21 protein-coding genes are annotated in these 23,683 nt (G+C 72.2%); 10 read left to right on the top strand and 11 right to left on the bottom strand.

Going from position 1 to position 23,683, the window contains the following annotated elements; genetic code table 11:
* Nucleotides 1-338: 338 nt before the first annotated feature.
* Together ABZU52_RS20535 and ABZU52_RS20530 are read left to right on the top strand one after the other, a co-directional pair.
* Nucleotides 339-1,520, top strand: a complete 1,182-nt coding sequence (locus tag ABZU52_RS20535; protein WP_354972598.1) for a snapalysin family zinc-dependent metalloprotease — start codon at nucleotides 339-341, stop codon at nucleotides 1,518-1,520.
* 122 nt (nucleotides 1,521-1,642) lie between these two features.
* The gene (locus ABZU52_RS20530; protein WP_354972597.1) at nucleotides 1,643-2,293 is read left to right on the top strand and encodes a hypothetical protein; all 651 of its coding nucleotides are present in this window, start codon (nucleotides 1,643-1,645) and stop codon (nucleotides 2,291-2,293) included.
* 22 nt (nucleotides 2,294-2,315) lie between these two features.
* Here the strand turns inward: ABZU52_RS20530 and ABZU52_RS20525 are convergent, their stop codons facing one another.
* Nucleotides 2,316-3,146, bottom strand: coding sequence for a DUF3152 domain-containing protein (locus ABZU52_RS20525; protein ID WP_354972596.1), 831 nt, complete (start codon nucleotides 3,144-3,146; stop codon nucleotides 2,316-2,318).
* Between the two features lie 137 nt (nucleotides 3,147-3,283).
* Here ABZU52_RS20525 and ABZU52_RS20520 point away from each other — a divergent pair, with 137 nt between their 5' ends.
* Both ABZU52_RS20520 and ABZU52_RS20515 read left to right on the top strand, forming a co-directional pair.
* Nucleotides 3,284-3,784, top strand: a complete 501-nt coding sequence (locus tag ABZU52_RS20520; protein WP_354972595.1) for a SigE family RNA polymerase sigma factor — start codon at nucleotides 3,284-3,286, stop codon at nucleotides 3,782-3,784.
* Nucleotides 3,781-4,542, top strand: a complete 762-nt coding sequence (locus ABZU52_RS20515) for a hypothetical protein (protein ID WP_354972594.1) — start codon at nucleotides 3,781-3,783, stop codon at nucleotides 4,540-4,542. Before ABZU52_RS20520 ends, ABZU52_RS20515 begins: the two co-directional genes overlap by 4 nt.
* A gap of 27 nt (nucleotides 4,543-4,569) precedes the next feature.
* Here the strand turns inward: ABZU52_RS20515 and ABZU52_RS20510 are convergent, their stop codons facing one another.
* Nucleotides 4,570-7,365 carry an ATP-binding protein gene (locus ABZU52_RS20510; protein WP_354972593.1) on the bottom strand — a complete coding sequence of 932 codons (2,796 nt, stop codon included), beginning with the start codon at nucleotides 7,363-7,365 and terminating at the stop codon, nucleotides 4,570-4,572.
* A 202-nt stretch (nucleotides 7,366-7,567) separates the two neighbouring features.
* Between ABZU52_RS20510 and ABZU52_RS20505 the strand changes: the two genes are divergently transcribed.
* The gene (locus ABZU52_RS20505; protein WP_354972592.1) at nucleotides 7,568-9,325 is read left to right on the top strand and encodes a M28 family peptidase; all 1,758 of its coding nucleotides are present in this window, start codon (nucleotides 7,568-7,570) and stop codon (nucleotides 9,323-9,325) included.
* A gap of 60 nt (nucleotides 9,326-9,385) precedes the next feature.
* Here ABZU52_RS20505 and ABZU52_RS20500 read toward each other — a convergent pair whose 3' ends face one another.
* Nucleotides 9,386-10,084: an SDR family oxidoreductase gene (locus ABZU52_RS20500; RefSeq protein WP_354972591.1), complete on the bottom strand. Its 699-nt coding sequence runs from the start codon at nucleotides 10,082-10,084 to the stop codon at nucleotides 9,386-9,388.
* 149 nt (nucleotides 10,085-10,233) lie between these two features.
* On the opposite strand from ABZU52_RS20500, the gene htpG reads away from it, so the two are divergent.
* Nucleotides 10,234-12,162 (top strand): molecular chaperone HtpG, encoded by a 1,929-nt coding sequence (gene htpG, locus ABZU52_RS20495; protein WP_354972590.1) that lies wholly within the window; start codon nucleotides 10,234-10,236, stop codon nucleotides 12,160-12,162.
* A gap of 381 nt (nucleotides 12,163-12,543) precedes the next feature.
* Nucleotides 12,544-12,981, top strand: coding sequence for a hypothetical protein (locus ABZU52_RS20490; protein ID WP_354972589.1), 438 nt, complete (start codon nucleotides 12,544-12,546; stop codon nucleotides 12,979-12,981).
* Between the two features lie 81 nt (nucleotides 12,982-13,062).
* Here the strand turns inward: ABZU52_RS20490 and ABZU52_RS20485 are convergent, their stop codons facing one another.
* The 3 genes from ABZU52_RS20485 to ABZU52_RS20475 form a co-directional block, all read right to left on the bottom strand.
* Nucleotides 13,063-13,425, bottom strand: a complete 363-nt coding sequence (locus ABZU52_RS20485) for a hypothetical protein (protein ID WP_354972588.1) — start codon at nucleotides 13,423-13,425, stop codon at nucleotides 13,063-13,065.
* A 121-nt stretch (nucleotides 13,426-13,546) separates the two neighbouring features.
* Complete coding sequence (gene dinB / locus ABZU52_RS20480) at nucleotides 13,547-14,734, bottom strand: DNA polymerase IV (protein WP_354972587.1); 1,188 nt, start codon at nucleotides 14,732-14,734, stop codon at nucleotides 13,547-13,549.
* 57 nt (nucleotides 14,735-14,791) lie between these two features.
* Nucleotides 14,792-15,262, bottom strand: coding sequence for a VOC family protein (locus ABZU52_RS20475; RefSeq protein ID WP_354972586.1), 471 nt, complete (start codon nucleotides 15,260-15,262; stop codon nucleotides 14,792-14,794).
* Nucleotides 15,263-15,323: 61 nt separating this feature from the next.
* Here ABZU52_RS20475 and ABZU52_RS20470 point away from each other — a divergent pair, with 61 nt between their 5' ends.
* Nucleotides 15,324-16,301 (top strand): YafY family protein, encoded by a 978-nt coding sequence (locus ABZU52_RS20470; protein ID WP_354972585.1) that lies wholly within the window; start codon nucleotides 15,324-15,326, stop codon nucleotides 16,299-16,301.
* Here ABZU52_RS20470 and ABZU52_RS20465 read toward each other — a convergent pair.
* The 4 genes from ABZU52_RS20465 to ABZU52_RS20450 form a co-directional block, all read right to left on the bottom strand.
* A complete protein-coding gene (locus tag ABZU52_RS20465; protein ID WP_354972584.1) occupies nucleotides 16,193-16,789 on the bottom strand; it encodes a GNAT family N-acetyltransferase in 597 nt (198 codons plus the stop codon). The genes ABZU52_RS20470 and ABZU52_RS20465 overlap by 109 nt on opposite strands.
* Nucleotides 16,786-17,310 carry an N-acetyltransferase gene (locus ABZU52_RS20460; RefSeq protein WP_354972583.1) on the bottom strand — a complete coding sequence of 175 codons (525 nt, stop codon included), beginning with the start codon at nucleotides 17,308-17,310 and terminating at the stop codon, nucleotides 16,786-16,788. Before ABZU52_RS20460 ends, ABZU52_RS20465 begins: the two co-directional genes overlap by 4 nt.
* Nucleotides 17,311-17,538: 228 nt before the next feature.
* Nucleotides 17,539-19,113, bottom strand: a complete 1,575-nt coding sequence (locus ABZU52_RS20455; RefSeq protein WP_354972582.1) for an FMN-binding glutamate synthase family protein — start codon at nucleotides 19,111-19,113, stop codon at nucleotides 17,539-17,541.
* Between the two features lie 88 nt (nucleotides 19,114-19,201).
* Complete coding sequence (locus ABZU52_RS20450) at nucleotides 19,202-20,332, bottom strand: N-acetylmuramoyl-L-alanine amidase (protein WP_354972581.1); 1,131 nt, start codon at nucleotides 20,330-20,332, stop codon at nucleotides 19,202-19,204.
* Between the two features lie 194 nt (nucleotides 20,333-20,526).
* On the opposite strand from ABZU52_RS20450, the gene ABZU52_RS20445 reads away from it, so the two are divergent.
* Nucleotides 20,527-21,573, top strand: a complete 1,047-nt coding sequence (locus ABZU52_RS20445) for a hypothetical protein (RefSeq protein ID WP_354972580.1) — start codon at nucleotides 20,527-20,529, stop codon at nucleotides 21,571-21,573.
* 208 nt (nucleotides 21,574-21,781) lie between these two features.
* The gene (locus ABZU52_RS20440) at nucleotides 21,782-23,122 is read left to right on the top strand and encodes an MFS transporter (protein ID WP_354972579.1); all 1,341 of its coding nucleotides are present in this window, start codon (nucleotides 21,782-21,784) and stop codon (nucleotides 23,120-23,122) included.
* A gap of 35 nt (nucleotides 23,123-23,157) precedes the next feature.
* Here ABZU52_RS20440 and ABZU52_RS20435 read toward each other — a convergent pair whose 3' ends face one another.
* Nucleotides 23,158-23,574 (bottom strand): YchJ family protein, encoded by a 417-nt coding sequence (locus tag ABZU52_RS20435; RefSeq protein ID WP_354972578.1) that lies wholly within the window; start codon nucleotides 23,572-23,574, stop codon nucleotides 23,158-23,160.
* Nucleotides 23,575-23,683: the final 109 nt, after the last annotated feature.

The raw sequence follows: 23,683 nt of genomic DNA, 5'->3' as shown, positions 1-23,683 counted from the left end.
GCCGCGGTCGTGGTGCCCGCGGCGGCGCCGCTGCCGGCGCTGGCGACCAGCCCGGCGAGGACGACCGCCAACGCGGTCAGTGCGCTCCTGATCCTCATTGTGGTTTCTCCGTTCGGTGTCGGGGTCACGTCACGGCGGCGCTGCCGGTGACCCTCTGCCGTCACCGTGCCGACAACCGGCCACGACGGCTTCGCTGCGGGGTAACCGCTGCGTAACAGTCGCCACATCGTCGGTATGACGCTTCCGCTATGCCGAACATCGATCGCCGTCACATTAATATCTACGTGCATCGATGACCCGGTGGCCGATGGCCGCCGACGACGGCAGGGGAGTGCCCGATGTTCCGAGGACAACTGAGACGTGCGGCGCTGGCCATGCTGGTGGCGATCCTGGCGGCAGCCGGTATGCAGCTCGCCACCGGCGCGCCGGCCGCCGCCGTCCGGACCGTCTACTACGACGCGAGCCGGACCGGCGAGTTCCGTACCAACTTCGACCAGGCGGCGCAGATCTGGAACAGCCGGGTCAGCACCGTCCGACTCCTGGCCGGCACCCCGGCCAGCATCACCATCTACGTCGACGACGGCTGGCCCCGGGCGCAGCCGACCGGCCTCGGCTCAGGCCGGATCTGGATGGGCCGCACGGCCGTCAACCAGGGCTACGACCGCAACCGCATCGCCGCCCACGAACTCGGCCACATCCTGGGTCTGCCGGACCGGCGTACCGGACTCTGCTCCGATCTGATGTCCGGCAGCAGCGCCCCGGTCTCCTGCCGCAACGCGAACCCCAGCTCGGCCGAGGCGAGCGAGGTGAACTCGCTGTTCGCCGGCACCCTGGCCGCGCCGGCCAGCACGACGTACACCTGGAACGGCGCCTCCGACATCGGCCCGACGGTGGTCGGCGGGCGGCCGGCCTCGGAGAACTACCCCTTCATGGTGTACGTCTCCGGCTGCACCGGCACGCTGATCACGGCCAACTGGGCAGTCACCGCCAAGCACTGTTCGACGCCGGCCTCGGTGCGGGTGGGCAGCATCAACCGCACCAGCGGCGGGACCGTGGTGCGGGTGACCCGTGCCGTCAACCACCCGAGCGTCGACGTCAAGCTGCTGCAACTGGCCAGCTCGGTCACGTACGCGCCGGCCCCGATCCCGAGCACCTCCGGTGCGGTGGGCACCGCCACCCGGATCATCGGGTGGGGACAGACCTGCGCCCCGCGGGGCTGCGGATCGGCCCCGGCAGTGGCCAACGAACTGGACACGTCCATCGTGGCCGACAGCCGGTGCTCCGGGATCAACGGCCCGTACGAGATCTGCACCAACAACACCAACGGCAACTCCGGCGCCTGCTACGGCGACTCCGGCGGGCCGCAGGTACGCCGGGTCAACGGAGTGTGGAACCTGATCGGCGCGACGAGTCGGGCCGGCAACAACAACTCCACCTGCGCCACCGGCCCGTCCATCTACGTCGACCTGCCGTCGATCCGATCGTGGATCTCCACCCAGGTCGGTGGCCTGCCCGTCTGACCATCAGGGACCGTGTGGGCGGGGGAGCGCCAGACGCGCCCCCGCCCGGCGTGCCGCCGTCACCCACGGCATCCCACAACGCGGTACGGTGCGTGGCATATCGGCACATCGGAGGTGGCTTCATGCCTACCGTCGTCGTCCTCGCGCTGACCCTAGCCCTCGCGCCCGCGCCGTCCCCGTCGGCCACCGCGAATCCGCTCGGCGACATCATCGGTGGCGTCGGTCAGATCGTCGACGACCTGCTCGGCGGCACGCCGAGCGCCACTCCCGGGCCGAGCGTCACCCCCACCGGGGCGCCCACGCCGAGTCGATCACCGGTTGCCGGTCCGCCCAGCCCGGAGCGGTCCATCGCCACCCCGCTGCCCGTCGGGTCGGCGGGGGTTGTCCCCGCACCCGCCGCCCCCGATGGCCGCGCCGCTGCCGAGAGCACCGACACCCGGGAAGCCGCCGTGCCCCGGGGCGACGGAGGCGCCCCCGCACCGGTGCCCCCGCCGGCGCTCGCCAACCCCACCCGCGCCGCCTGGCCACCCGTGTCGTACCTGCTGGTCGTGGCGCTCCTCGCGGTGCTGGCACTGCTGCTCCTGCGCCGCCGCGCCGCGGTCCCCGCCGCCACCGAGATGCCCGATCCCGGCCCGGCACCGGATTCCGGCCCGGCACCAGACCCCGGCCCGGCACCGGACAATGTCAGCCGGTTGCCGACCAGCCTCAACGCCATCTACGAGATGGGCCGGCTGGACGAGCGACTCGAACAGGAACGCCGCCGGGGCACCTGAGGGCGCGCCCCCGCCGTCGCTCTCAGCGAGCCGAGTAGCCGCCCTCACGCCGGGGGATCTCGTCGTCGTACGCCCCGACCGGCCCGCTGTAGCGGACCTCGCCCTTCGGGTACGGCCAGGCGTTCGCGGTGCAGCCGTGCAGGCCGAGCGTCTGCTGCTGCATCACCGGCGCCGACCGGCCCCGCCCGGGGCACCGCTCGTGGCCGTACCCGAGCTTGTGCCCCACCTCGTGATTGACCATGTACTGCCGGTAGGTGTCCAGGCTCGCGCCGTAACCCGGCACCCCCTTGACCCAGCGCGCCACGTTGAGCACCACCCGGCCGCCGTTGCGGCAGGACGTGTAGGCGTCCGGCGCGTCCTGGCAGAGGGTGTCCCGGGTGCCGGGGGTGGCCAGGTAGATGGTGAAGTCGGTCGGTTCGCCGGCACCGACCCGGCGCAGCCGCCACGCTCCGCCCGCCGTCCACCCGCGTGGGTCGTTCAACGTCGTGGTGATCGCCGTGGCGATGTCGGCCGCCGGCAAACCCCGGATGTCGCGCTCCACGGCGACCCGGTAGCGCAGCAACCGGCCGGCGGTCGCGCGTCCGGGCGTCTTCTCGCCGGGCGCCACCGACCAGCGGTTGCCCCCGGTGGCGGGGTAGCTGACCGGGGTGACGAGCGCGGAGCTGGGCCGAATCTCGGTGGTGCCGATCGGCCGAGCGGCAGCTGTCGACGGTCCGCCGGGCAGTGGCCCGGCGGCGACCGGGTCGGTGACGGGTTGCCCGGTGGCCGGCAGACCGCATCCGGTGAGCAACGCCACCAGCAGCAGCGACGCCATCCGGGCGGGACCCCGGCGGCGGGTAGCCTTCATCGACATGTCTCTCCCCTCGCGCGTCGCTCGGCGGCGGCGCGGAGGAGAAGACGGGTGACCGCGGCGAAAAGTTGATGTGATCCGGGCTCAACCTTTCGGCGGCGTCGCCCGTCTCTAGCTCTGTGGCACGGGGAGGGTTCGCGGTGGCGCGGGGGGACGCCGATTTCGTGGAGTTCGCGCGGGCGGCGTCCGCGCGACTGGTGCACGCCGCGTTCCTGATGACCGGCGACCACCACCAGGCCGAGGACGCCGCGCAGACCGCCCTGGTCCGCACCTACGCGTCGTGGTCGCGGATCCATGACGACGACGCCTACGCGTACGCCCGCCGCACGCTGGTCAACCATCTCGTGGACGGGTGGCGGCGGCCGCTGCGGGAGTACCCGACCGACGAGGTGCCGGAGCAGCGACGTGGCGACGTGGCCGACGACGTGGCCACCCGGCGCTGGTTGATCACCATCCTCGGCGCGCTCAGCCCTCGGGAGCGCGCCATCGTCGTGCTGCGTTACTACTTCGACCTGCCGGAGGCGCAGGTGGCCCGGGAACTCTCCGTATCCCTCGGCACGGTCAAGAGCACCAGCTCGCGAGCTCTGGAGAAGTTGCGCAGCGCCGCGCCGCGTACGGCTGATGAGGAGGCGCGCCGATGAGCGAGCTGGACCGGCTCCGCCACGCCATGCGGGAGACCGAGCGCCCCGACGCCGTGCTCGATCTGGCCACCGTGATGCGCGAGGGGCGTCGGTTGCGGACCCGCCGGCGCGTCGCCGGAGCCGGGGCGGCGACGCTCGCGACCGGCCTGGCCGCGGTGGTCGTCGTGGTGGCGGTCGGCGGCCCCGGGCCGGGCGGTCCGGCGCCGACCGAACGCCCACCGCCGATCGCCGTCGCCCCGCCGTCGGCCGGTGTCTCGCCGACGGTGGAGAAGTCGCTGGAGCCCACACCGCCGCCGACGATGGCCCGCGACGTCCCGCCGCCGAAGGCGCTGGGCCAACTGATCGACAGCGGGGTGCGGCACGGCGCCGACCGGCGGGTCTACTACATGGTCGCGGTGTCGGTGCCCGGAGCACCCAAGGTGTCCATCGGACTGGCCGCCGGTCGTCAAGCTCCGGACGGCTCGCTGAGCACGGACATCCTGGTCAACGACGTCGAAGGCAGCGACCGTCGCGCCGGGTTCCACCAGATCGGGTACGACGAGGGCTCAACTGCCGCGCCGGTGCCCACCTTCGGCTACTTCGTCGGTCCGGCCAAGCGGGTCATCGGCACGGTGCACGGTCGGCAGGTCGACGCGCGGCTGGCTCGGTGGAGTGGCGACAAGCAGGTGACGATCTTCTGGTTCGACCCGGCTCAGCTCAGGCCGGGGCAGCGGTTGGACGGCATCATCGCCCGCGACAGCAGCGGCCGCCGGCTCTGACGGCTGGTCAGGCTGGCCGGTGGTCGTTCAGGCCAGCCGACGCTCGATGGTCACCGTCGTCCCCTCGGCGGTGGAGACCAGCCGCACGTCACCGTAGGCGTTCATCAGCAACGCGCCGCGTCCCCGGTCCATCGCCGGCCGGCGGTCCCGCCAGGTGCCGAAGTCTCGTACCGAGATCCGGATCAGCCCGCCACCCAGCTGGACGCGCAGGTGCACCTCCGGACGGCTGGGCCGCTGCGCGTGCTCGACGGCGTTGTTCATCGCCTCGGAGGCGGCGAGCAGGAGATCTTCCAGCACGTCCGGGTCGACGTTCAGGTCGCCCAGCGTGGCCCGGACGTCCCGACGCATCGCCGCGGCCGAGGTGGGTGCGGACGGGTACGTCCACCCGACGTCCAGGAGGTCGCCCAGCCCGTCCGGGTCGTTCAGCCCGTCCGGGTCGGCCGGTGGGTCGGCGACCACTGTCGTGTCGTGTACCGGTTCGGCCGCTGGGGCCGGCGTTCCGAGGTCGACCGGGACGGGACGCGCCGACGGCGCTGGGGCGGCGTCCGTCGCCGGGTCGCCACCGATAGCCGCCGTCGGGGTACGGTCGCGGGCTCGGCGGATGCTGGCCCGGACCCGGGCCATCAACTCGGCCGCGGCGAACGGTTTCACCAGGTAGTCGTCGGCGCCCAGGTTCAAGCCCTCCACGCTGGCCTCCCCGCCGGCACGGGCGGAGAGCACCAGCACCGGCAGCGCCTGGGTGACCGGGTCCGCGCGTAGCCGGCGTACCAGGTCGAAGCCGTCCAGTACCGGCATCATCACGTCGGTCAGGACCAGGTCCGGCAGGTCGCGGTGGATCTCGTCGAGGGCCTGCTGCCCGTCGGTGACGGCCCTCACCCGCCAGCCCTGCCCGGTGAGCAGCCGGGTGAGGTACGCCCGCATGTCGGCGTTGTCGTCGGCGAGCAGGATCCGGGCTCCGGCCAGCTCGTCCGTGGCCCGCCCGGACGTGGGATCGGGCTCGGTCAGCGCGTCGCCCGGTTCGGCGAGCCAGCCCATCGCCTCCTCGACGGCGGCGCGGGCCGCGTCACCCCGCCCGTCCACCGCCGGCCCGGTGACGCCGATGCGGTGCGCCGCCGACCAGGGGAGCGTCACGGTGAAGCTGCTGCCGACGCCGACCTGGCTGGTTGCGTGAACGTCGCCGCCCTCCAGCCGGGCCAACTCGTGCACCAGCGCCAGGCCGATGCCGGTGCCCTCGTGGCTGCGCGAGCGGGCACCCCGGACCCGGTGGAAGCGTTCGAAGAGTTTCGGCAGGTCCCGTTCCGCGATGCCGATGCCGGTGTCCGCGACGGTGAGGCGCACCTCCTCGTCGTCGGCGTCGAGGGTGACCCGGATGTGGCCGATGAACGTGTACTTCAGGGCGTTGGAGAGCAGGTTCGTGACGATGCGTTCCCAGTTGACCGGGTCGACCGCGACCGGCCGGGGCAGCGGCGGGCAGCTCACCTCAAGGGTCAGCCCGGCCCGCTCCACGGCGGCCCGGAACACCCCGGCCAGTTCGGCGGTGAGCGCGGCCAGGTCGACCACCCGGGCGTCGCTGCGGGCCCGACCGGCCTCCAGGCTGGAGAAGGTGAGCAGGCTGTTGACAAGCGTCAACAGTCGGGTGGCGTTACGCCAGCCGGTCTCCACCCGCTCCCGCTGGACCGCTGCCAGCGGCGCGGTGGCGTCGGTGAGGGCGTCGGTCAGCGGGCCGAGGATGAGGGTCAACGGGGTACGGAACTCGTGGCTGACGTTGGCGAAGAAGTCGGTCTTGACCCGGTTCAGTTCGGCCATCGCCTCGACCCGGCGCCGCTCCTCCTCGTACTCCTGGGCGTTGCGCACCGCCACGGAGATCTGCTGGGCGAGGAGCTGGTGGAAGGAGCGGTACGCCTCGTCGAGCCCGCGGCTGGGGCTGACCCCCACCAGCAGCACGCCGAGCGGCTGATCCTCGTCGGCGGAGGGCAGTGGTAGCGCCAGCGCGGTGCGGACCGGGTCGTCCCACGGGCCGGCGGGCAGCGGCAGCCGGTCGGCGACGTCGGTCACCTGGGTCGCCCGGCCCTCGGCGGCGTCCGTCAGCCCCCAGGCGTACCCGGGCGGGCCCGGGTCGGCCAGCTCGACAGTGTCCGGCAGGGCCCCGGCGTGCCCCTGGTCGACGCCGGTGCAGGCGACCCGGCGCAGCGCCGTACCGTCACGCAGGTAGATGGCGGCGAACGGCACGTCCAGGGGGTGTCCGGCGATCACGTCGATCAGCCGAGCGCCGGTGGCGTCCACGTCGACGGTGCGCCCGTCGCCGAGCACGGACAGGTCGCGCAGGAGGCGGAGCCGGCGTTCGCCGACCACCTGCTGGGTGACCTCGCTGCACACGGTCAGTACGCCGACGGTGCGGCCGTCGTCGTCGCGGGCCGGGGCGTGCGAGACGCTGAAGTACGCCTCCTCGCGGTAGCCGGCCCGCTCCAGCAGCAGTTGCAGCGCGGGGACCCAGCTGGCCACCCCGGTCGCCATGGCGTCCTCGATCAGCGGGGCGAGCACGTCCCAGCCCTCGGCGAGGGTCACCCGCACGTCGTCGCCGAGCGCGGCGGGGTGCTTGTCGCCGATCAGCGCCGAGTAGGCGTCGTTGTAGAGCTGGGTGTAGCTCTCACCCCAGAGCAGCAGCATGGGGTACCGGGAGGAGAGCACCATCCGAACGGCGGCGCGCAGGCTCTGCGGCCATCCGCTGACCGGGCCGAGCGGAGTACGGGCCCAGTCCAGCTCCGCCAACAACCGCCCGGTGTCACCACCGCCGAGGAACAGGTCACTGCCGGGTGGTGTCACGCTCGATCCGACCCCATCGCAAGCCCCCGTTCCGGGCCCAACGACCCTGCCGCGCTACCTACCCATCTTGACACCTCTACTCACCTGTGCTGACGCCGGTACCCACCGTCGAATCGGCGGCGGTTCGGGACGAACGACCGATGCTCAAGGAATAGATATCTGTAAGTGTCGCGGGTATCTCTCCAACCCCCGAGGAGCCCCCATGAGAGGCAGAACGCTGAGCGCGGGAACCGCGCTCGCCGTGTTCGCCGGAATGACGGTGACGCTGGCCGCCCAGCCGGCGACCGCGTCACCTCCGACCGCGACGACGATGACCCGGCCGATCGCCGCGGCCGCCGCCGCGCTGGCCGCACCGGACATCTCCGTCACCAACGTCCAGGCGCACCTGACCCAGTTCAACGCCATCGCCACCAGTAACGGTGGCAACCGGCGGGCCGGCTCGGCCGGCTACACCGCCTCGCTCAACTACGTCAAGACCAGGCTCCAGTCGGCCGGCTACACCGTCACCGAGCAGTACTGCTCCAGCTGCACCTACCCCTCGAACAACCTCATCGCCGAGTGGCCCGGCGGCGCGGCCGATCAGGTGGTCATGTTCGGTGCCCACCTGGACGGCGTCTCGGCCGGACCGGGCATCAACGACAACGGCACCGGCTCGGCCACCCTCCTGGAGAACGCGCTGGTCCTGGCCGCGCAGAACCCGACCATGACCAAGCGGGTCCGGTTCGCCTGGTGGACCGACGAGGAGCAGGGGCTCAACGGCTCCCGGTTCTACGTCAACTCGCTCAACGCCACCCAGCGCGGCTACATCAAGGGGTACTACAACTTCGACATGGTCGGCTCGACCAACGGCGGCTACTTCATCAACCGGGTCACCTCGACCACGGCCGCGCCGTTGAAGGCGTACTGGGACTCGTTGGGCCTGCAACCGGAGGAGAACGTCGAGGGTCAGGGTCGCTCCGACGACTACTACTTCCAGCAGGCCGGCATCCCCACCTCGGGTTACGCGGCTGGCGCCAGCGCCCGCAAGACCAGCGCCCAGGCGGCCAAGTGGGGCGGCACCGCGAACGCCGCCTACGACTCCTGCTACCACCGGTCCTGCGACACGACCGCCAACGTCAGCGCCACCGTGCTGAACCGGGCGGCCGACGGTGTCGCGTACGCGCTGTGGCAGCTCGCCGTGGGCGATGGCACCCCGACCAACGACTTCTCCGTCTCGGTCAGCCCCACCACGCGCACCGTGGCGCAGGGCGCCAGCACCACCGCCACGGTCGCCACCGCGACCACCTCCGGTTCGGCGCAGTCGGTCAGCCTCTCCGCCTCCGGTGCGCCCAGCGGGGTCAGCGTCTCGTTCAGCCCGTCGTCGGTGACCTCGGGCGGCTCGGCCACGGTGACCCTGGCCGCCTCGGCCAACGCCACGACCGGCACCTTCACCATCACGGTCACCGGCACCGGCTCGGTCACCCGCACCGCCAGCCTCACGCTGACCGTGACCGGCACCGGCGGCTGCGCCGGGGGTCAGGTGATCGGCAACGGCGGGTTCGAGAGTGGCAGCACGCCGTGGACCGCGTCCTCCGGCGTGATCACCAACTCCAGCAGCCAGCCGGCCCGGACCGGGTCGTACAAGGCGTGGCTCGACGGGTACGGCAGCACCCGCACCGACACCCTGTCCCAGTCGGTGACGGTGCCGGCCGGCTGCTCCACCTACACGCTGTCGTTCTGGCTGCACATCGACACCGCGGAGACCACCACCTCCACCGCGTACGACCGGCTGACCGTGCAGCTGGGCTCGACAACCCTGGCCACGTACTCGAATCTCAACGCCGCCTCCGGCTACGTGCAGCGCAGCTTCAACGTGGCGAGCGTCGCGGGGCAGACGGTGACGCTGAAGTTCACCGGCACCGAGGACTCGTCGTTGCAGACCAGCTTCGTCATCGACGACGTGACGCTGCAGGCGAGCTGACCGCGTACCCGACAAAGGGCCGCCGCCGGGGCTTCCCGGCGGCGGCCCGTCGCGTCGTGGTCAGGGAAGCTGCGGGTAGAGCGCGGCGACGCCGCCGGCCAGCCCGGCCTGCACCTGGCGGCTGAACTCGTCGGTGACGATCTCGTACGCGTCGGTCTCGATGCCGTCCACGCCGATCCGGGCAATCACCGCCGGGTCGGACTTCGGGGCGTCGATCCCGGCGGCCATGTCGGTGTCCATGTAGCCGACGTGCAGGCCGGCGACCCGGACGCCCCGCTCGGCGAGCTGGACGCGCAGCGCGTTGGTCATGGCCCACTCGGCCGACTTCGCGGCGCCGTAGGCCCCGATGCCGGGAAAGTTGACCCAGGACAACGCGGAGAGCACGTTGAGAATCGTCCCACCGCCGTTGGCCGCGATGATCGGAGCGAACGCCCGGACCATCGACAGGTTGCCGAAGTAGTGGGTCTCCAGCTCCAGCCGGACGAGGTCCAGGTCGCCGTCGAGCAGGTCGGTGCCGGTCTCGATACCGGCGTTGTTGATCAGCAGATTCACGTCGCCGGCCAGCTTGGCGGCGGCTGCCACCGACGCGGGGTCGGTGATGTCCAGCCGTACCGGCGTCACGCCGGGCAGGTCGACGCTGTCGGGATTGCGGGCGCCGGCGTAGACGGTGGCGCCCCGGGCGAGGAGTTCCGCGGCCAGGTGACGGCCGAAGCCACGGTTGGCGCCGGTGACGAAGGCGGTGCTTCCAGCGATCTTCATGGCCGCCACGCTATCCGGCCTAACTTTTGTTATGCAAAGTCAGCTATATCACCGGGGCGGTTGGCCGGATCGGGAATACGACCCGGACGCGGCCACAACCCGACCGGTGACGACTCGTATCCTTTCCGCGAACCTCCGCACGAGCCGAGATGGGAGACGGTGTGAGCAACCAGGCCGAAACGTTGGAATTCCAGGCCGAGGCGCGTCAGCTCCTCCAGCTGGTGGTCCACTCGATCTATTCGAACAAGGACGTCTTCCTGCGGGAACTCATCTCGAACGCGTCCGACGCACTGGACAAGCTCCGGCTGGCCACCCTCGTCGACAAGGACCTCGTCGCCGACACCGACGACCTGCACGTCGCCCTGGAGATCGACCGCGACGCCCGCACCCTCACCGTGCGGGACAACGGCATCGGGATGACCCGCGACGAGGTCGTCCAGCTGATCGGCACGATCGCCAAGTCGGGCACCGCCGAGCTGCTGCGCCAACTGCGCGAATCCGCCGACGCCCACGCCAAGCAGGACCTCATCGGCCAGTTCGGCGTCGGCTTCTACGCCGCGTTCATGGTCGCCGACCGGGTCACCCTGCTGACCTGCAAGGCCGGCGAGACCGGCGGCACCCGCTGGGAGTCCACCGGCGAGGGCACCTACTCGATCGAGGCGGTCGACGAGGCGCCGCAGGGCACCACGGTGACCCTGCACCTCAAGCCGGCCGACACCGAGGACAACCTGCACGACTACACCGCCGAGTGGACCATCCGCGAGATCGTCAAGCGCTACTCCGACTTCATCGCCTGGCCGATCCGGATGAGCGTCGAGCGCCCCGGCGCCGACGGCGAGGCTGCCACCCGCGAGGTGCAGACCCTCAACTCGATGAAGGCGCTCTGGGCGCGGCCCCGCGACGAGGTCGACGCCGCCGAGTACAACGAGTTCTACAAGCACGTCAGTCACGACTGGGCCGACCCGCTCGAGGTCGTGCACATGAAGGGCGAGGGCACCTTCGAGTACGAGGCGCTGCTGTTCCTGCCCAGCCACGCCCCGCTGGACCTGTTCTCCCCGCAGGGCCGCCGCGGCGTCCAGCTCTACGTCAAGCGTGTCTTCATCATGGACGACTGCGAGGCGCTGGTCCCGACCTACCTGCGCTTCGTCAAGGGCGTGGTCGACGCGCACGACCTGTCGCTGAACATCTCCCGGGAGATCCTCCAGCAGGACCGGCAGATCCAGATCGTCCGCCGCCGCCTGGTCAAGAAGATCCTCGCTACGGTCAAGGACCTCAAGGCCAACCACGCCGAGCGCTACCGTACCTTCTGGACCGAGTTCGGCGCGGTGGTCAAGGAAGGGCTGATCGACGACACCGACAACCGGGACACCCTGCTGGACCTCCTGTCGGTGGCCTCCACCAACGACCCGGCCGAGCCCACCGACCTGGCCGGTTACGTGTCGCGGATGAAGGACGGGCAGAGCGACATCTGGTACGCCACCGGCGAGTCCCGGGCCGCCATCGAAAACTCTCCGCACCTGGAGGCGTTCCGGGCCAAGGGTCACGAGGTGCTGCTCCTCACCGACCAGGTCGACGAGGTGTGGGTCGAGCGGGTCGGCACGTACGACGGGCGGCCGCTGCGCTCGATCGCCAAGGGCGAGATCGACCTGGACACCGACGAGGAGAAGCAGCAGGCCGAGGCCGAGCGCGAGCAGCAGCGACAGGAGTTCGCCGGGCTGCTCGACTGGCTGGGGACCACCCTCACCGACAGCGTCCGGGAGGTTCGCCTCTCGTCGCGGCTGACCACCTCACCGGCCTGCGTCGTCGGCGACGCCCACGACCTCACCCCGACCCTGGAGAAGATGTACCGGGCGATGGGGCACGAGATCCCGCCGACCAAGCGGATCCTGGAGATCAACCCCGGTCACCCGCTGGTGTCCGGGCTGCGAAAGGCCCACGAGCAGGGCAGCAACCCCGGCGCCCTGACCGAGACCGCCGAGCTGCTCTACGGGCTGGCGGTGCTCGCCGAGGGCGGTGAGCTGACCGACCCGGCCCGCTTCACCCGGACGCTCGCCGACCGACTGGCGCGCACCCTCTAGGCGAACGGGGGATCGCTCGCCCGGTGCTAGCCTGACGCGTCCCGCACGAGAGGTGGAGTCTGGGCGGTGCTCAGAATGATGCTGCGTACGTCGGCCGCCTGCGTGCTCGCGGTCTGCGTGGTGAGCGCGTGCGGCTCGCCACCGGATCGGTCGCCGGGCGAAGCGATCCCCTCCAAGGCCCAGGCAACGGGTTCGGCCACCGCCACACGCTCTCCGTCCCCAGCGGTTCCGCCAACGGGCGGTCCGGGCTACTCCGCGGCGTTGTCCGCCCGCCTGCTCACCACGGACTCGGTACCGCCCGGATTCACCGTGGAGATTGCCACAGGCATGTCGGCGGACGCTGGGGAGCGACGCTTAGCGGTCGCGCGGTCCTGTCCGGGCATGATCCCGCTCCTGTCGGGCAGGCAGCTGAGCGGGGCTCCGTCGGCGAAGGCAGCGGCCACCCTCAGCTATGAGGCGGGTCCGGATGACCTGTGGGTGGGCACCGAGGTCCTTCGGACCTACGCCGACGACGGCGCGCGACGAGCGATGAGCGACCTGCGAACCTTCATCGGCCGTTGTCCCACCGCCGCGTCCTCCAACCAGGGCGGCAGCCACCGCTTCGCAGTCGGGCCGGGGCCGCGGTTGGGCGACGACAGTATTCACCTCAGGTGCAGCGCCACGAACGGTGCTGACACGCTGGAATGTGACAGCGTCCTCGTTCGGATCGGAACCACGCTGGTCGTCGTTCAGGAGGAGGGCAACAAGCCAGGTGGTGACAGGTACCTGGGCCAGCTCGCCGAAGCGGCGCTGCGCCAGTACCAGACGACCGGGTCCTGACCGGGGTCGTACGGCGCGATGACAGGCGAACGCTCGGCCGGATCACCCGGCCGAGCGTTCGGGTAGGACAATGCGCAGCCGTCAGGCCGCGGAGGCGGCCTTCGTTCCCCGCTGCGCCGCTGCCGAGCCCGCGTTCCAGCCCCGCCGGGGGGCCGGTACGCCGCTCTGGGCGGGCCAGCCCGTCCCGACCTCGTCGTTGTCGTCGTCGATGGCCAGCTCGACCGACGCGGGCGTGCTGCGGGCCAGGCGCAGTGACTGCTCGGCGCCGGTGCGTGCCGCGCACGGCCAGGGCTGCCCGGCGCACTGCAGGTTGTGGCACTGACCCTCGTCGTCCGGCTCGTGGGCGCTCAGCACGTCGACCGCCAGCTGCCAGAGCAGCGGGTCGGTCACGTCGTGCGGACGCTCGGCGGTGCGGCTCGGCCGGTTGCTGCTGTCGTCGGACATGGTGGCCCCCCTCGTCAGGCTGTACCCCTCAAGGGTCACCCGTCAGCCGCCGGTTAAACCGCCGACCTGCTGTGATGTGTCCCTGGTCGCAGCTCGGCCGCGGACACCGCACGCGTATCGGTCAGTCCGGCAGTAGCGGCATCTCCACGCCCGGCTCCCGACCCAGCAACACCGCCCGGGTGAGTGCCGCTGATCCGAACCGGTCGCGGACCGCGTCCACCGCGGCGTCCAGATCGGACCCTGGGTCCGGCTGGAACGGAAGCTCCGGCTGCACCGGGTTGTCATCGAGGTTGCCCACCGAGACACCGAGCAGTGTGACACCACGGCGATCGATCTCGGGCAGCGCGGCGCGCAACAGCGCACGCGCGGCGGCGAGCAGCGGCGTCGTGTCCGCCGTCGCCTTGCCGATCGTGTGCGAGCGGGTCGCCCGGGTGTAGTCGCCGAAGCGCAGTCGCAGCACCACCGTGCGGCCGGATCGCCCGGCCGCACGCATCCGCCGGCTGACGCGGTCGACCAGGCCGGCGAGGATCGCGTCCAGTTCGGTCGAGGCGTGCGGGGTGCGACTCAACGCGTGCTGCGCGCCCATCGAACCGCGCCGCCGGCCCACCTGCACCGCCCGGGGATCGCGATTGTGCGCCAGGGCGTGCAGGTGCCGGCCGGCACCCGCACCGAGCAGCGACACCAGCGCCGCCTCCCCGAGCCGAGCCACTTCACCGACCGTGCTGATCCGGCGTTCCCGCAGCTTGGCGGCCGTGACCGGGCCGACGCCCCAGAGCCGTTCCACCGGCAGGGGGTGCAGGAAGGCCAGCTCGGCGTCGGGCGCGACCACCAGCAGGCCGTCCGGCTTGGCCACCCCGCTGGCGACCTTGGCCAGGAACTTCGTGCGGGCCACGCCCACCGTGATCGGCAGCTGGACCCGGTCGCGGATTTCCCGGCGCAGCCGCTCGGCGATCTCGGCCGGTGGCCCGACCAACCGCCGCAGACCACCCACGTCCAGGAACGCCTCGTCGATGGAGAGCCCCTCGACCAGCGGGGTGGTCTGCCGGAAGATCTCGAAGACCGCGCGGCTCGCCGCCGTGTACGCCGACATCCGGGGAGGCACGACGATCGCGTCCGGGCACAGTCGACGCGCCTGCCGGCCGCCCATGGCGCTGCGCACGCCCCGTGCCTTCGCCTCGTAACTGGCCGCGAGCACCACACCGCCACCGACGATCACCGGTCGCCCACGCAGGCGCGGGTCGTCGCGCTGCTCGACCGACGCGTAGAACGCGTCCAGGTCGGCGTGCAGGATGCTGGCGCCGGGCGACACGTACACATGTTCGCATGGCGCCCGGCCGGTCTGGCAGTGAGCTGGGCGAACGCCCGATCAGTCGAGGCAGAACTCGTTGCCTTCGGGGTCGGCCATGATGAGGTGACCGGCGCCCAACGGGGGAGTGGGTTCGTGCCGACTGAGCCGCTTGGCGCCATGCGACATGAGCCGTTCGGCCTCCACCTCCAGGGCCGCCATCCGCTCGTCGCCCGCCAGCCCGGGGGCCGCGCGTACGTCGAGGTGGACGCGATTCTTCACCTGCTTGTGCTCCGGCACCCGCTGAAAGAACAGCCGGGGCCGCGAGCCCTCCGGGTCGACCACCGCTGACGCGTCGTTGCGGTTCTCCGGCGGCACACCCATCGCCTCCAGTGCCTGGTCCCAGGACTCGAAGTCGCCGGGTGGGGCCTGCACCTGGTAGCCGAGGGCCTCGGCCCAGAACGTGGCCAACCCGGCCGGGTCGGCGCAGTCGACCGTGATCTGCACGTCGCGGATCACGGTGACCTCCTGCTTCCTGATCTGATCGGTCATGATCCCAGCCTCTCGCAGATAGCGGACAGGTTCGTTCCGCTATCCGTGCAACGATCGACGAGTGACCGTCGAGGCGACGACCGAACGGGTGCTGCGTCTGCTGGCGCTGCTGCAACGGCGACTGTCCTGGACGGCCGCCGAGCTCGCCGCCGAGCTGGGCGTCACCGGCCGCTGCGTGCGCCGCGACGTGCAGCGTCTGCGGACACTCGGCTACCCCGTGCACGCCGTGTCCGGCGTCGGCGGCGGCTATCAACTCGGCGCGGGCACCCGACTGCCGCCGTTGCTCCTCGACGACGAGGAGGCGATCGCCACGGCGGTCTCCCTGCGGCTCGCCTCCGGGGGCACGGTCGCCGGGGCCAGCGAGGCGGCGCTGCGGGCGCTCACGAAGCTCGACCAGGTGATGCCGTCGCGGCTGCGCGCCGAGGTGCGGGCGGTGCACGGCGCCACCGACACCCTCATCGGCCCGGTCGCCGAGATCGACGCGGAGCTGTTGGTGACGCTCGCGCGGGCCTGCCGAGACGGGGTGCGCGTGCGATTCCACTACCTCGGTCGGGACGCTGCCGAGCAGGAACGGACGGTCGAGCCGGTTCGGATGGTCACGACCGGCCGCCGCTGGTATCTGATGGCCTGGGACGTCGACCGCGACGACTGGCGTACCTTCCGGCTGGACCGGATGCGCTCGGCGGCGGCCACGACCTGGCGTTTCCCGGCATGCGAGCACCCGGATCCGGTCGCCTTCGTGCAACGGGCGGTGACCGGGGCACCGTATCGGTACCTCGCCCGGGTGCGCGTGCACGCCCCGGCCGACCGGGTGCGTGAGGTGGTCCCACCCCAGGTGGGGCGGGTCGAGGACGACCGCGACGGGTGGTCCGTGCTGGTCCTCGGCGGCGACAGCCTGGACTGGCTCGCCGCGCACCTCGCCCGCCTGGATCACGAAATGGAGGTGCTGGAGCCTCCCGACCTGCGCGAGGCCGCGGGCCGGCTCGCCCGTCGCCTCGCGGTGCTGGCCGGTGCGACGTCGGAGCCAGGCGCGCGATGACGCAGCGTGTAGTGGCGCAGCGACACCGGGCCGCCGTCGGGGGCGGTCCATGGTGCCGTGCTGGTGCCGACGCTCCGCCACCCTGCGCGCTCGTACAGCGCGGCGGCCGCGGTGTCACCGGCGGCCACCTCCAGCACCAGGTCCGTTGCGCGTTTGTCCGCCCACCGGCGGGCCCGGTCCAGCAGCGCGCTGCCCAGCGCCAACCCCCGGGCTTTCGGCACCACGAAGAGCCGAGCCACTTCGGCCGTCGGTTGGGCCAACGCCCCGCCCGCCGGGTCGGGCACCCGATGCACGGCGATGTGCCCCACCACGGAAGCGTCGTCATCGACGGCCACCCAGGCCCGCGCCGGGTGCGGCTCGCGGAGCCAGCGGTGCGGGTCGGCCGGCCAGTTCAGCGGGTACCTGTCGACCCGGTGAACCTCGGCGAGCGCCGCGACGCAGCCGTCCAGGTCGGTGGCGCGCCGTCGGCGGATGCGCGGTGGGTTCACAGGTCGTCGAACGGGCTGGCGTAGCGGAACTCGCCCCGGATCGACTCGTTCCACGCGTGCAGCGGTCGAGCCATGAAGTACTGCGGCCCCCACGGCTGCGGCGCGGTGACGCCCAGCTCGACGGCGGGCCGGAACCCGAAACGCGGGTAGTAGTCCGGGTGCCCGAGCAGCACCACCAGCGGCTCGTTTCGCGCGTCGGCCGCGCCGAGCACCGCGTGCATCAACGCGCTGCCGACCCCGCGCCGCTGCCACCCGGGCAGCACGCCCAGCGGCCCCAGGCCCAACGCCACCGCCGCACCGCCCACCAGGCCGCGGGTGGCGACCACGTGACCAACCACCTGGCCGTCCGAATCGGCCGCCACCAGGGAGTACGCGGGCAGCCACCCCTGGTCGACGCGGAGCGCGTCGACCAGCGTGGCCTCGACGGGTACGTCAGCACTGCCGTCGGCCTTGGCGAAAGCGGCGGTATGGACGGCCCGGATGGCGTCGATGTCGGCGGGTGTCTCGCGTCTGATCAGCACCGCGCCACCATAGGCGCGGTGTCTCGTCCGCTCCACGGCTTTTCGCCCGCCGTCGTCATGCCCGACCGCAGCGCGGGCGGCCATGGCCCGGAAACGCGTGATGACTGTCCGGCATCAATATGCCGCACCGTCATCAGGCTCATCAGGAAGCTGCGGCCCGGTTCCGCGGCCCGGTTCCGCGGCCCGGTCTCGCGGCCCGGTCTCGCGGTCCGGCCTCGCGCCGTGATCTCAGCCGACGGCGGTGGCTGACGGCGGGGCGCTGCCGCCCTGGGGCGCCTCCGGAACCATGAGCCGGATGATCTCCGCCTGATCGGCGGGCGAGGGCAGCCCCCATTCCGGCCGGTAGCCGTACACCTCGTGCAGTGGGGTGGAGCCGGTGCGGCCGGTCAGGATCTCCACGGCGTCGGTCCCGATCAGGCCGGGGTGTTCGACGCCGCAGGCCTCGGCGACCTTGGTCAGGTCCCGGCGCAGCGTCCGCAGGTAGTTGGCCGCCCGGACCGACTTCAACGTCGGGTCCAGGCCGCGGGCCAGCCACGCGTTCTGGGTGGCGACGCCGGTCGGGCAGGTGTCGGTGTGGCACTTCTGCGCCTGGATGCAACCGATCGACAGCATCGCCTCCCGACCGACGTTGACCAGGTCGCAGCCGAGCGCGAACGCCACGATGGCGTTGTCCGGCAGGCCGAGCTTGCCGCCGCCGACGAAGACCACCTGTTCGTGCAGGTCGTGCTCGGCGAAGATCTTGTACACCCGGGAGAAGCCCTGCTGGAACGGGAGCGAGACGGAGTCGGTGAAGATCAGTGGTGCGGCGCCGGTGCCGCCCTCGCCGCCGTCGATGGTCACGAAGTCCACGCCCCGGCCGGTGTCCCGCATCAGGGTGGCCAGTTCCTGCCAGAAGCCCAGGTCGCCGACCGCCGACTTGATGCCGACCGGCAGGCCCGTCTCGGCGGCCAGCAGTTCCACCCAGTCGAGCAGGCTGTCGCAGTCGGAGAACTCGGCGTGCCGGGACGGGCTGACGCAGTCCTGACCGGCCGGGATGCCCCGGGTGGCGGCGATCTCGGCGGACACCTTCGCCCCGGGCAGCAGCCCGCCGAGGCTGGGCTTGGCGCCCTGGCTCAGCTTGATCTCCAGCGCCCGCACCGGCGCGCCGGCCACGAGGTCCTTCAGCCGGTCGAGACTGAACCGACCGTGCTCGTCGCGGCAGCCGAAGTACGCCGTGCCGAGCTGGAAGACCAGCTCACCGCCGTTGCGGTGGTACGGCGACAGGCCGCCCTCGCCGGTGTTCTGCAGGCAGCCGGCGAGCGCCGCTCCCTTGTTGAGCGCGGTGACGGCGTTGCCGGAGAGCGAGCCGAAGCTCATCCCGGAAATGTTGACGACCGACTCCGGTCGGAACGCCCGAGCCCGCCCCCGTGCCGCGCCGAGCACCTTCGCGCAGGGCAACCGCACGTCGTGCCCGGCGGTCGGGGACGACGGTGGCACGGCGCGGCCGAAGGTGCGGTGCTTGATGATCGGGTACCCGGAGGTGTACTCGATGTCGTTGTCCGTGCCGAAGCCGAAGTAGTTGTTCTCCTGCTTGGCCGACGCGTACACCCAACGGCGCTGGTCGCGGGTGAACGGCCGCTCCTCGTCGTTGCCGGCCACGATGTACTGCCGAAGCTCCGGCCCGATCGTCTCCAACAGGTAGCGGGCCCGGCCGAGGACCGGGAAGTTGCGCAGTAGCGCGTGGTCGCGCTGGATCAGGTCCCGCGCGGCGAGCGCCGCGACGGCGGCGGCGACAGCGGGTACGGCTCGACGGGCCCAGGTCATGCCGGGGAGTCTTTCCGCCCTGGCGACGGATCAAACCGGTGGGCTGGCCGGTGGCGGTGCGGGTGCGCCCCGCACCGCCACCACGGGCTCAGCGGTGCCGGAACGACTCGCGGACCGATCCGCCGACGACCGTGCACCACGTGCTCGTGCTGAGCTTGCCGTTGCGGGGCAGGCCGTGCAGCGCCTGAAGGTCCTGCACCGCCGCCCGGGTGGCGTGGTCGTACGCCCCGGTGACGGTGACCGCGTACCCCTTGGTGGCCAGGATTTCCTGGACGGCCGTGACCGGCGCTCCGGCCGCGTGCTGGTCCAGCTCCGGCGCCAGCGTCTCCCAGGTCGGCGTGGTGAGGGTGGCGTCCACGTCCACCGGGATGCCGTTGCGGGCCTGCCAGTCCTGCACGGCCGCGACGGTCGCGGCGTCGAACGTGCCGCTGACGGTCACCGGGTAGCCCCGGTGGGCGAGCAGGTGCTGCACCACCCGGACGGAGGGGGAGTTGACGAAGCGCCACAGGTCCGGCCAGCGGCGCGCCGGCACGTCGCCGAGCTTGGTGCCGAGGGCGGCGTGCACCCGCCGCCGCAGCTCGGGGAACTGCCGGTAGAAGGCGGCGCCCGGGCAGTCGGTGGTCCGGAAGTCCCAGTGGCCGAAGATGTCGTACGCGTGCAGCCCGTACTGCCGGCAGATCGCGACGCAGAGCTTGACCAGCGAGTCGGTCAACGCCTTCGGCGGCGTCTCGGTGACGTAGGTGCCCTCGTTCTCGATGCCGATGGCCCGGCCGTTCTCGCCCGGGCAGTGCGCCGAGATCATCTGCCGGTCGCCGGCTTCGAGGCGTTCCAGGCTGCCCCGGCGGCCCTCCAGCACGTAGCCGCCGCGGCTCACTGTGAAGTGCTGGCCGGTGTCCGACCAGCCGTTGCCGTCGATGTGCAGGTCCTGGCAGTCGTGGGCCAGCTTGACGGCCTGCTCACGGGAGTAGTCGGTGACGTTCGGGAACGCCATGTGGTGCACGATGATCTTGTTGGTGGCGATGGCGCTCACCGACAGCGGGTCCTTCGGTGGGCGGGCGGCCCACTCATCACAGCTGATGATCCAGTCCAGGTCCGTGCCCGGAGCGGCCTGCGCCGCGTGCGGGAAGGCGAGTTCGCTCCCGACGACGGCGACCGTGGCGGCACCGAGACCGGCCCGCAGCAGCGTCCGGCGAGCCACTTCGGAATGGTCGACGTGCATGGCATCTCCTCCTGCGGCCGACGGCGGGGGGATGAAAAGTAGCTCCAGTGGCCGCACGCACTCCGAAGAATATTGCCAAGACTCGTCCGCGCGCCAGAGGGCCGGCAGGCCACGTGATCACAGGCGTTTCCGCGCCGCGCGGCGGGGGTAGGTCGAGGGCTGACCGTGCCGGCTGCCCCTTAAGGAATGACCAGATGAGTGACAACGTCAGCGACGCGGTGGGTGACGCTCTCCGCTCGGTGATGCTCTTCCTGCCCAAGGCCGTCGCCTTCCTGGCGATCCTGGTGGCCGGATGGCTGATCGCCAAGGCCGTACTGAAGATCGTGGAGAAGGTCCTCGAACGGGTGGGCTTCGACCGCGCCGTCGAGCGCGGCGGCATCCGCCGCGCGCTGAGTCGCTCCCGGTACGACGCCAGCGACATCGTCGCGAAGCTGGCCTACTACGCGGTGCTGCTGTTCACCCTTCAGCTCGCCTTCGGCATCTGGGGGCCGAACCCGATCTCCGACCTGCTCGGCGCGGTGATCTCGTGGCTGCCCCGTGCCTTCGTCGCGATCGTCATCGTCGTGGTGGCCGCCGCCATCGCCAACGCGGTCAAGGACATCATCAGCGGCGCGCTCGGCGGCCTGTCGTACGGCCGGGTGCTGGCCACCATCGCCTCGGTGTTCATCCTCGGCCTCGGCGTCATCGCCGCGCTGAACCAGATCGGCGTGGCCACCGCGGTCACCACTCCCGTGCTGATCGCCGTGCTGGCCACGATCGGCGGCATTCTCGTCGTCGGTGTCGGCGGGGGCCTGATCCGTCCGATGCAGAGCCGCTGGGAGTCGTGGCTGACCCGCGCCGAGCAGGAGTCGCGGCTGATCGCCGAGCACGCCCAGGCGTACCGGGCCGGCCGCCGCGACGCCGAGGCGGAGCTGGCCCGCCGGTCGACCACCACCAGCGAGGCGCAGGCCACCCAGGTGGTGACCCGGCCCGCCGACGCCGACGCCACCCAGGTGGTGACCCGGCCGGCCGACCCGGAGGCCACCCAGGTCGTTCACCTCCCGGTCAGCTCCGGAACCGACGACACCACCCAGGTGGTCAGCGGCTCGGCCGACCCGGACGTCACGCAGGTGGTGGGCGCCGGTGCCGACCCCGACACGACCCAGGTGGTCACCGGCGGCACCGACCGCGCGATCCCCGGGCAGCGTGCCAGCGACGACAGCGAGGCCACCACTGTCATTCCGCCGGTCGACCGGCGCTGACACCCAGCGGTACGGCGGGGCGGGATCGAGCTGATCCCGCCCCGCCTCGCGTTCTCCGGCACGCCGAAAGCGCTGGCCTCGGCCGGGCGACTTGTCTAGCATCGCGGACATGACCTGGCGACATTGATCCAGCGGCGTAGGCCGATCCCGTGGGCCACCACGGGCACCGCACCTCCGGTGTCCGTCTCCACTCCCACGGGAAGGCCCTATGATCCACTTCGCGTCGCGCGTGCCCGACCCGGCGGTCCGTCGGCTGACGACCACCCTCTACGGCTACGCGTTCCTCAGCGACCTCGTGCTGCTCTACCCGCTGTACGTGGTGTTCTTCACCGACACCGGGCTGTCGGTGGGGCGGATCGCGTCGCTGTTCGTCATCTGGTCCGCCGCCGGCATCCTGTTCGAGGTGCCCTCCGGCGCCTGGGCCGACGTGCTGTCCCGCCGGCTGCTGCTCTGTCTCGGCCCGCTGGTGGCCGCCGCCGGCTTCGCCCTCTGGGTGCTACTGCCGTCGTACCCGGCGTTCGCGGCCGGTTTCCTGCTCTGGGGCGCCGGTGGCGCACTGGTCTCCGGCGCCCTGGAGGCGCTGGTCTGGACCGAGCTGGACCGGCTCGGCGCGGTCGGCCGGTACGCCCGGGTGCTCGGCCGGGCGCGGACGGCGGGGGTGTTGGGCGTGGTGCTCTCCGGAGTGCTCGCCGGCCCGGTGCTCGCCGTCGGCGGGTACCCGGCGGTCGGCGCGGCCAGCGTGGTGGCCTGCCTGCTCGCCAGCATCGTCGCCACCCGGTTACCGGAGCACCGCGCGCCGGCCGCCGCGCGCGTCCCGGTCGCCGAGCCGGTGCTGGCCGCCGGGCCGGTGGGTGGCGGCCCACCCTGGCCGGACGAGCCGGACACGGTCCCATCCGCGACCCCGGACGACGACGGTGACCTGGGGTGGTGGGAGACGCTGCGGGCCGGAGTCGCGCAGGTCCGCACCCGCCCGCCGGTACGGTCCGCCGTGCTGCTGGTGGCCGTGGTCGCCGCCGACTGGGGTGCCCTGGACGAGTACACCCCGCTGCTGGCACTGGACACCGGCGTCGGGGCGCAGGCCGTACCCCTGCTGCTCCTGCTGCTCTGGGCCGGGGTGACCGTCGGCGGGCTGCTCGCCCCGGCGGGGGAGCGACTGGGCAGCCGAGGGTACGCCGCGCTGCTCGGTCTGGTCGGCGTCGCGCTGGCCGGGGGTGCGCTGCTCCGGCACCCGGCGGGGTTCGTGCTGCTCGCGGTGGCCTTCGGCGCGGCGCAGCTGGCCACCGTGCTGGCCGACGCGCGGCTCCAGGCCCGGATCACCGGTACCAGCCGGGCCACCGTCACCTCGCTGGCCGGGATGGCCACCGACGTGCTGATCATCGTGACGTACGCCGGCTACGGCCTGCTCGCCACGGCGGCCGGAAACGCGGTGGCGTTCGCGCTGACCGCCGGGGCGTACCTCGTGGTGGCGCTGGTGCTGCTGACCCGCCGCCGGCGCCGCACGGCCGTGCCCACCGGCGTCGGCGCGGCCCTGACGCGCGGCCCGGACTGACCGTGGCCCGGCGGCGGCCGGAGGAGGGAGAGCCGTCAGGGCTGGTCACCGTCGAGGTAGACCCATCGGCCGCCCTCGCGGACGAAACGGCTGTGTTCGGTCAACGTGCCGGGCCGGCCCGCGTCCCGGTAGTGGGCGTGGAAGGTCACCGTTCCGGCGGTGTCGAGCAGGCCGCCCCGCTCGGTCTCGACGATCTCCAGTCGGGTCCACCGCTGCCCCGGGTCAAGCTCCAGCGAGGTGGGCCGGGTGGAGGAGTGCCAGCTGCGCAGCAGGTAGCCGGTGTCGCCGAGGGCGAAGGCGCTGAACCGGGAACGCATCAGGGCCTCGGCCGTCGCCGGCGCGTCGCCCGCGTGCGCCGGAGCGCAGCAGTCCGCGTACGCCCGGCCGGACCCACACGGGCACGCCGGTCCCGTCGTCGGATTCGCCCGCCGACGTCCCGCACCCTTCCCCACGAGCCCATCCTGCCGCACCGACGGCGAGCCTCGGACACCGGCCGTCGGGTTGACGGCCGTCCCTATGCGCGCGACGTGACGCGAATCCGTGCCGTGCGGCTTGCCCCGA

Source organism: Micromonospora sp. NPDC005220 (genome assembly GCF_040607895.1).
In the GTDB taxonomy this organism is placed as follows: domain Bacteria; phylum Actinomycetota; class Actinomycetes; order Mycobacteriales; family Micromonosporaceae; genus Micromonospora.
Note: the sequence above shows the minus strand (reverse complement) of the source record. Positions and strands in the feature narration are given on the sequence as shown.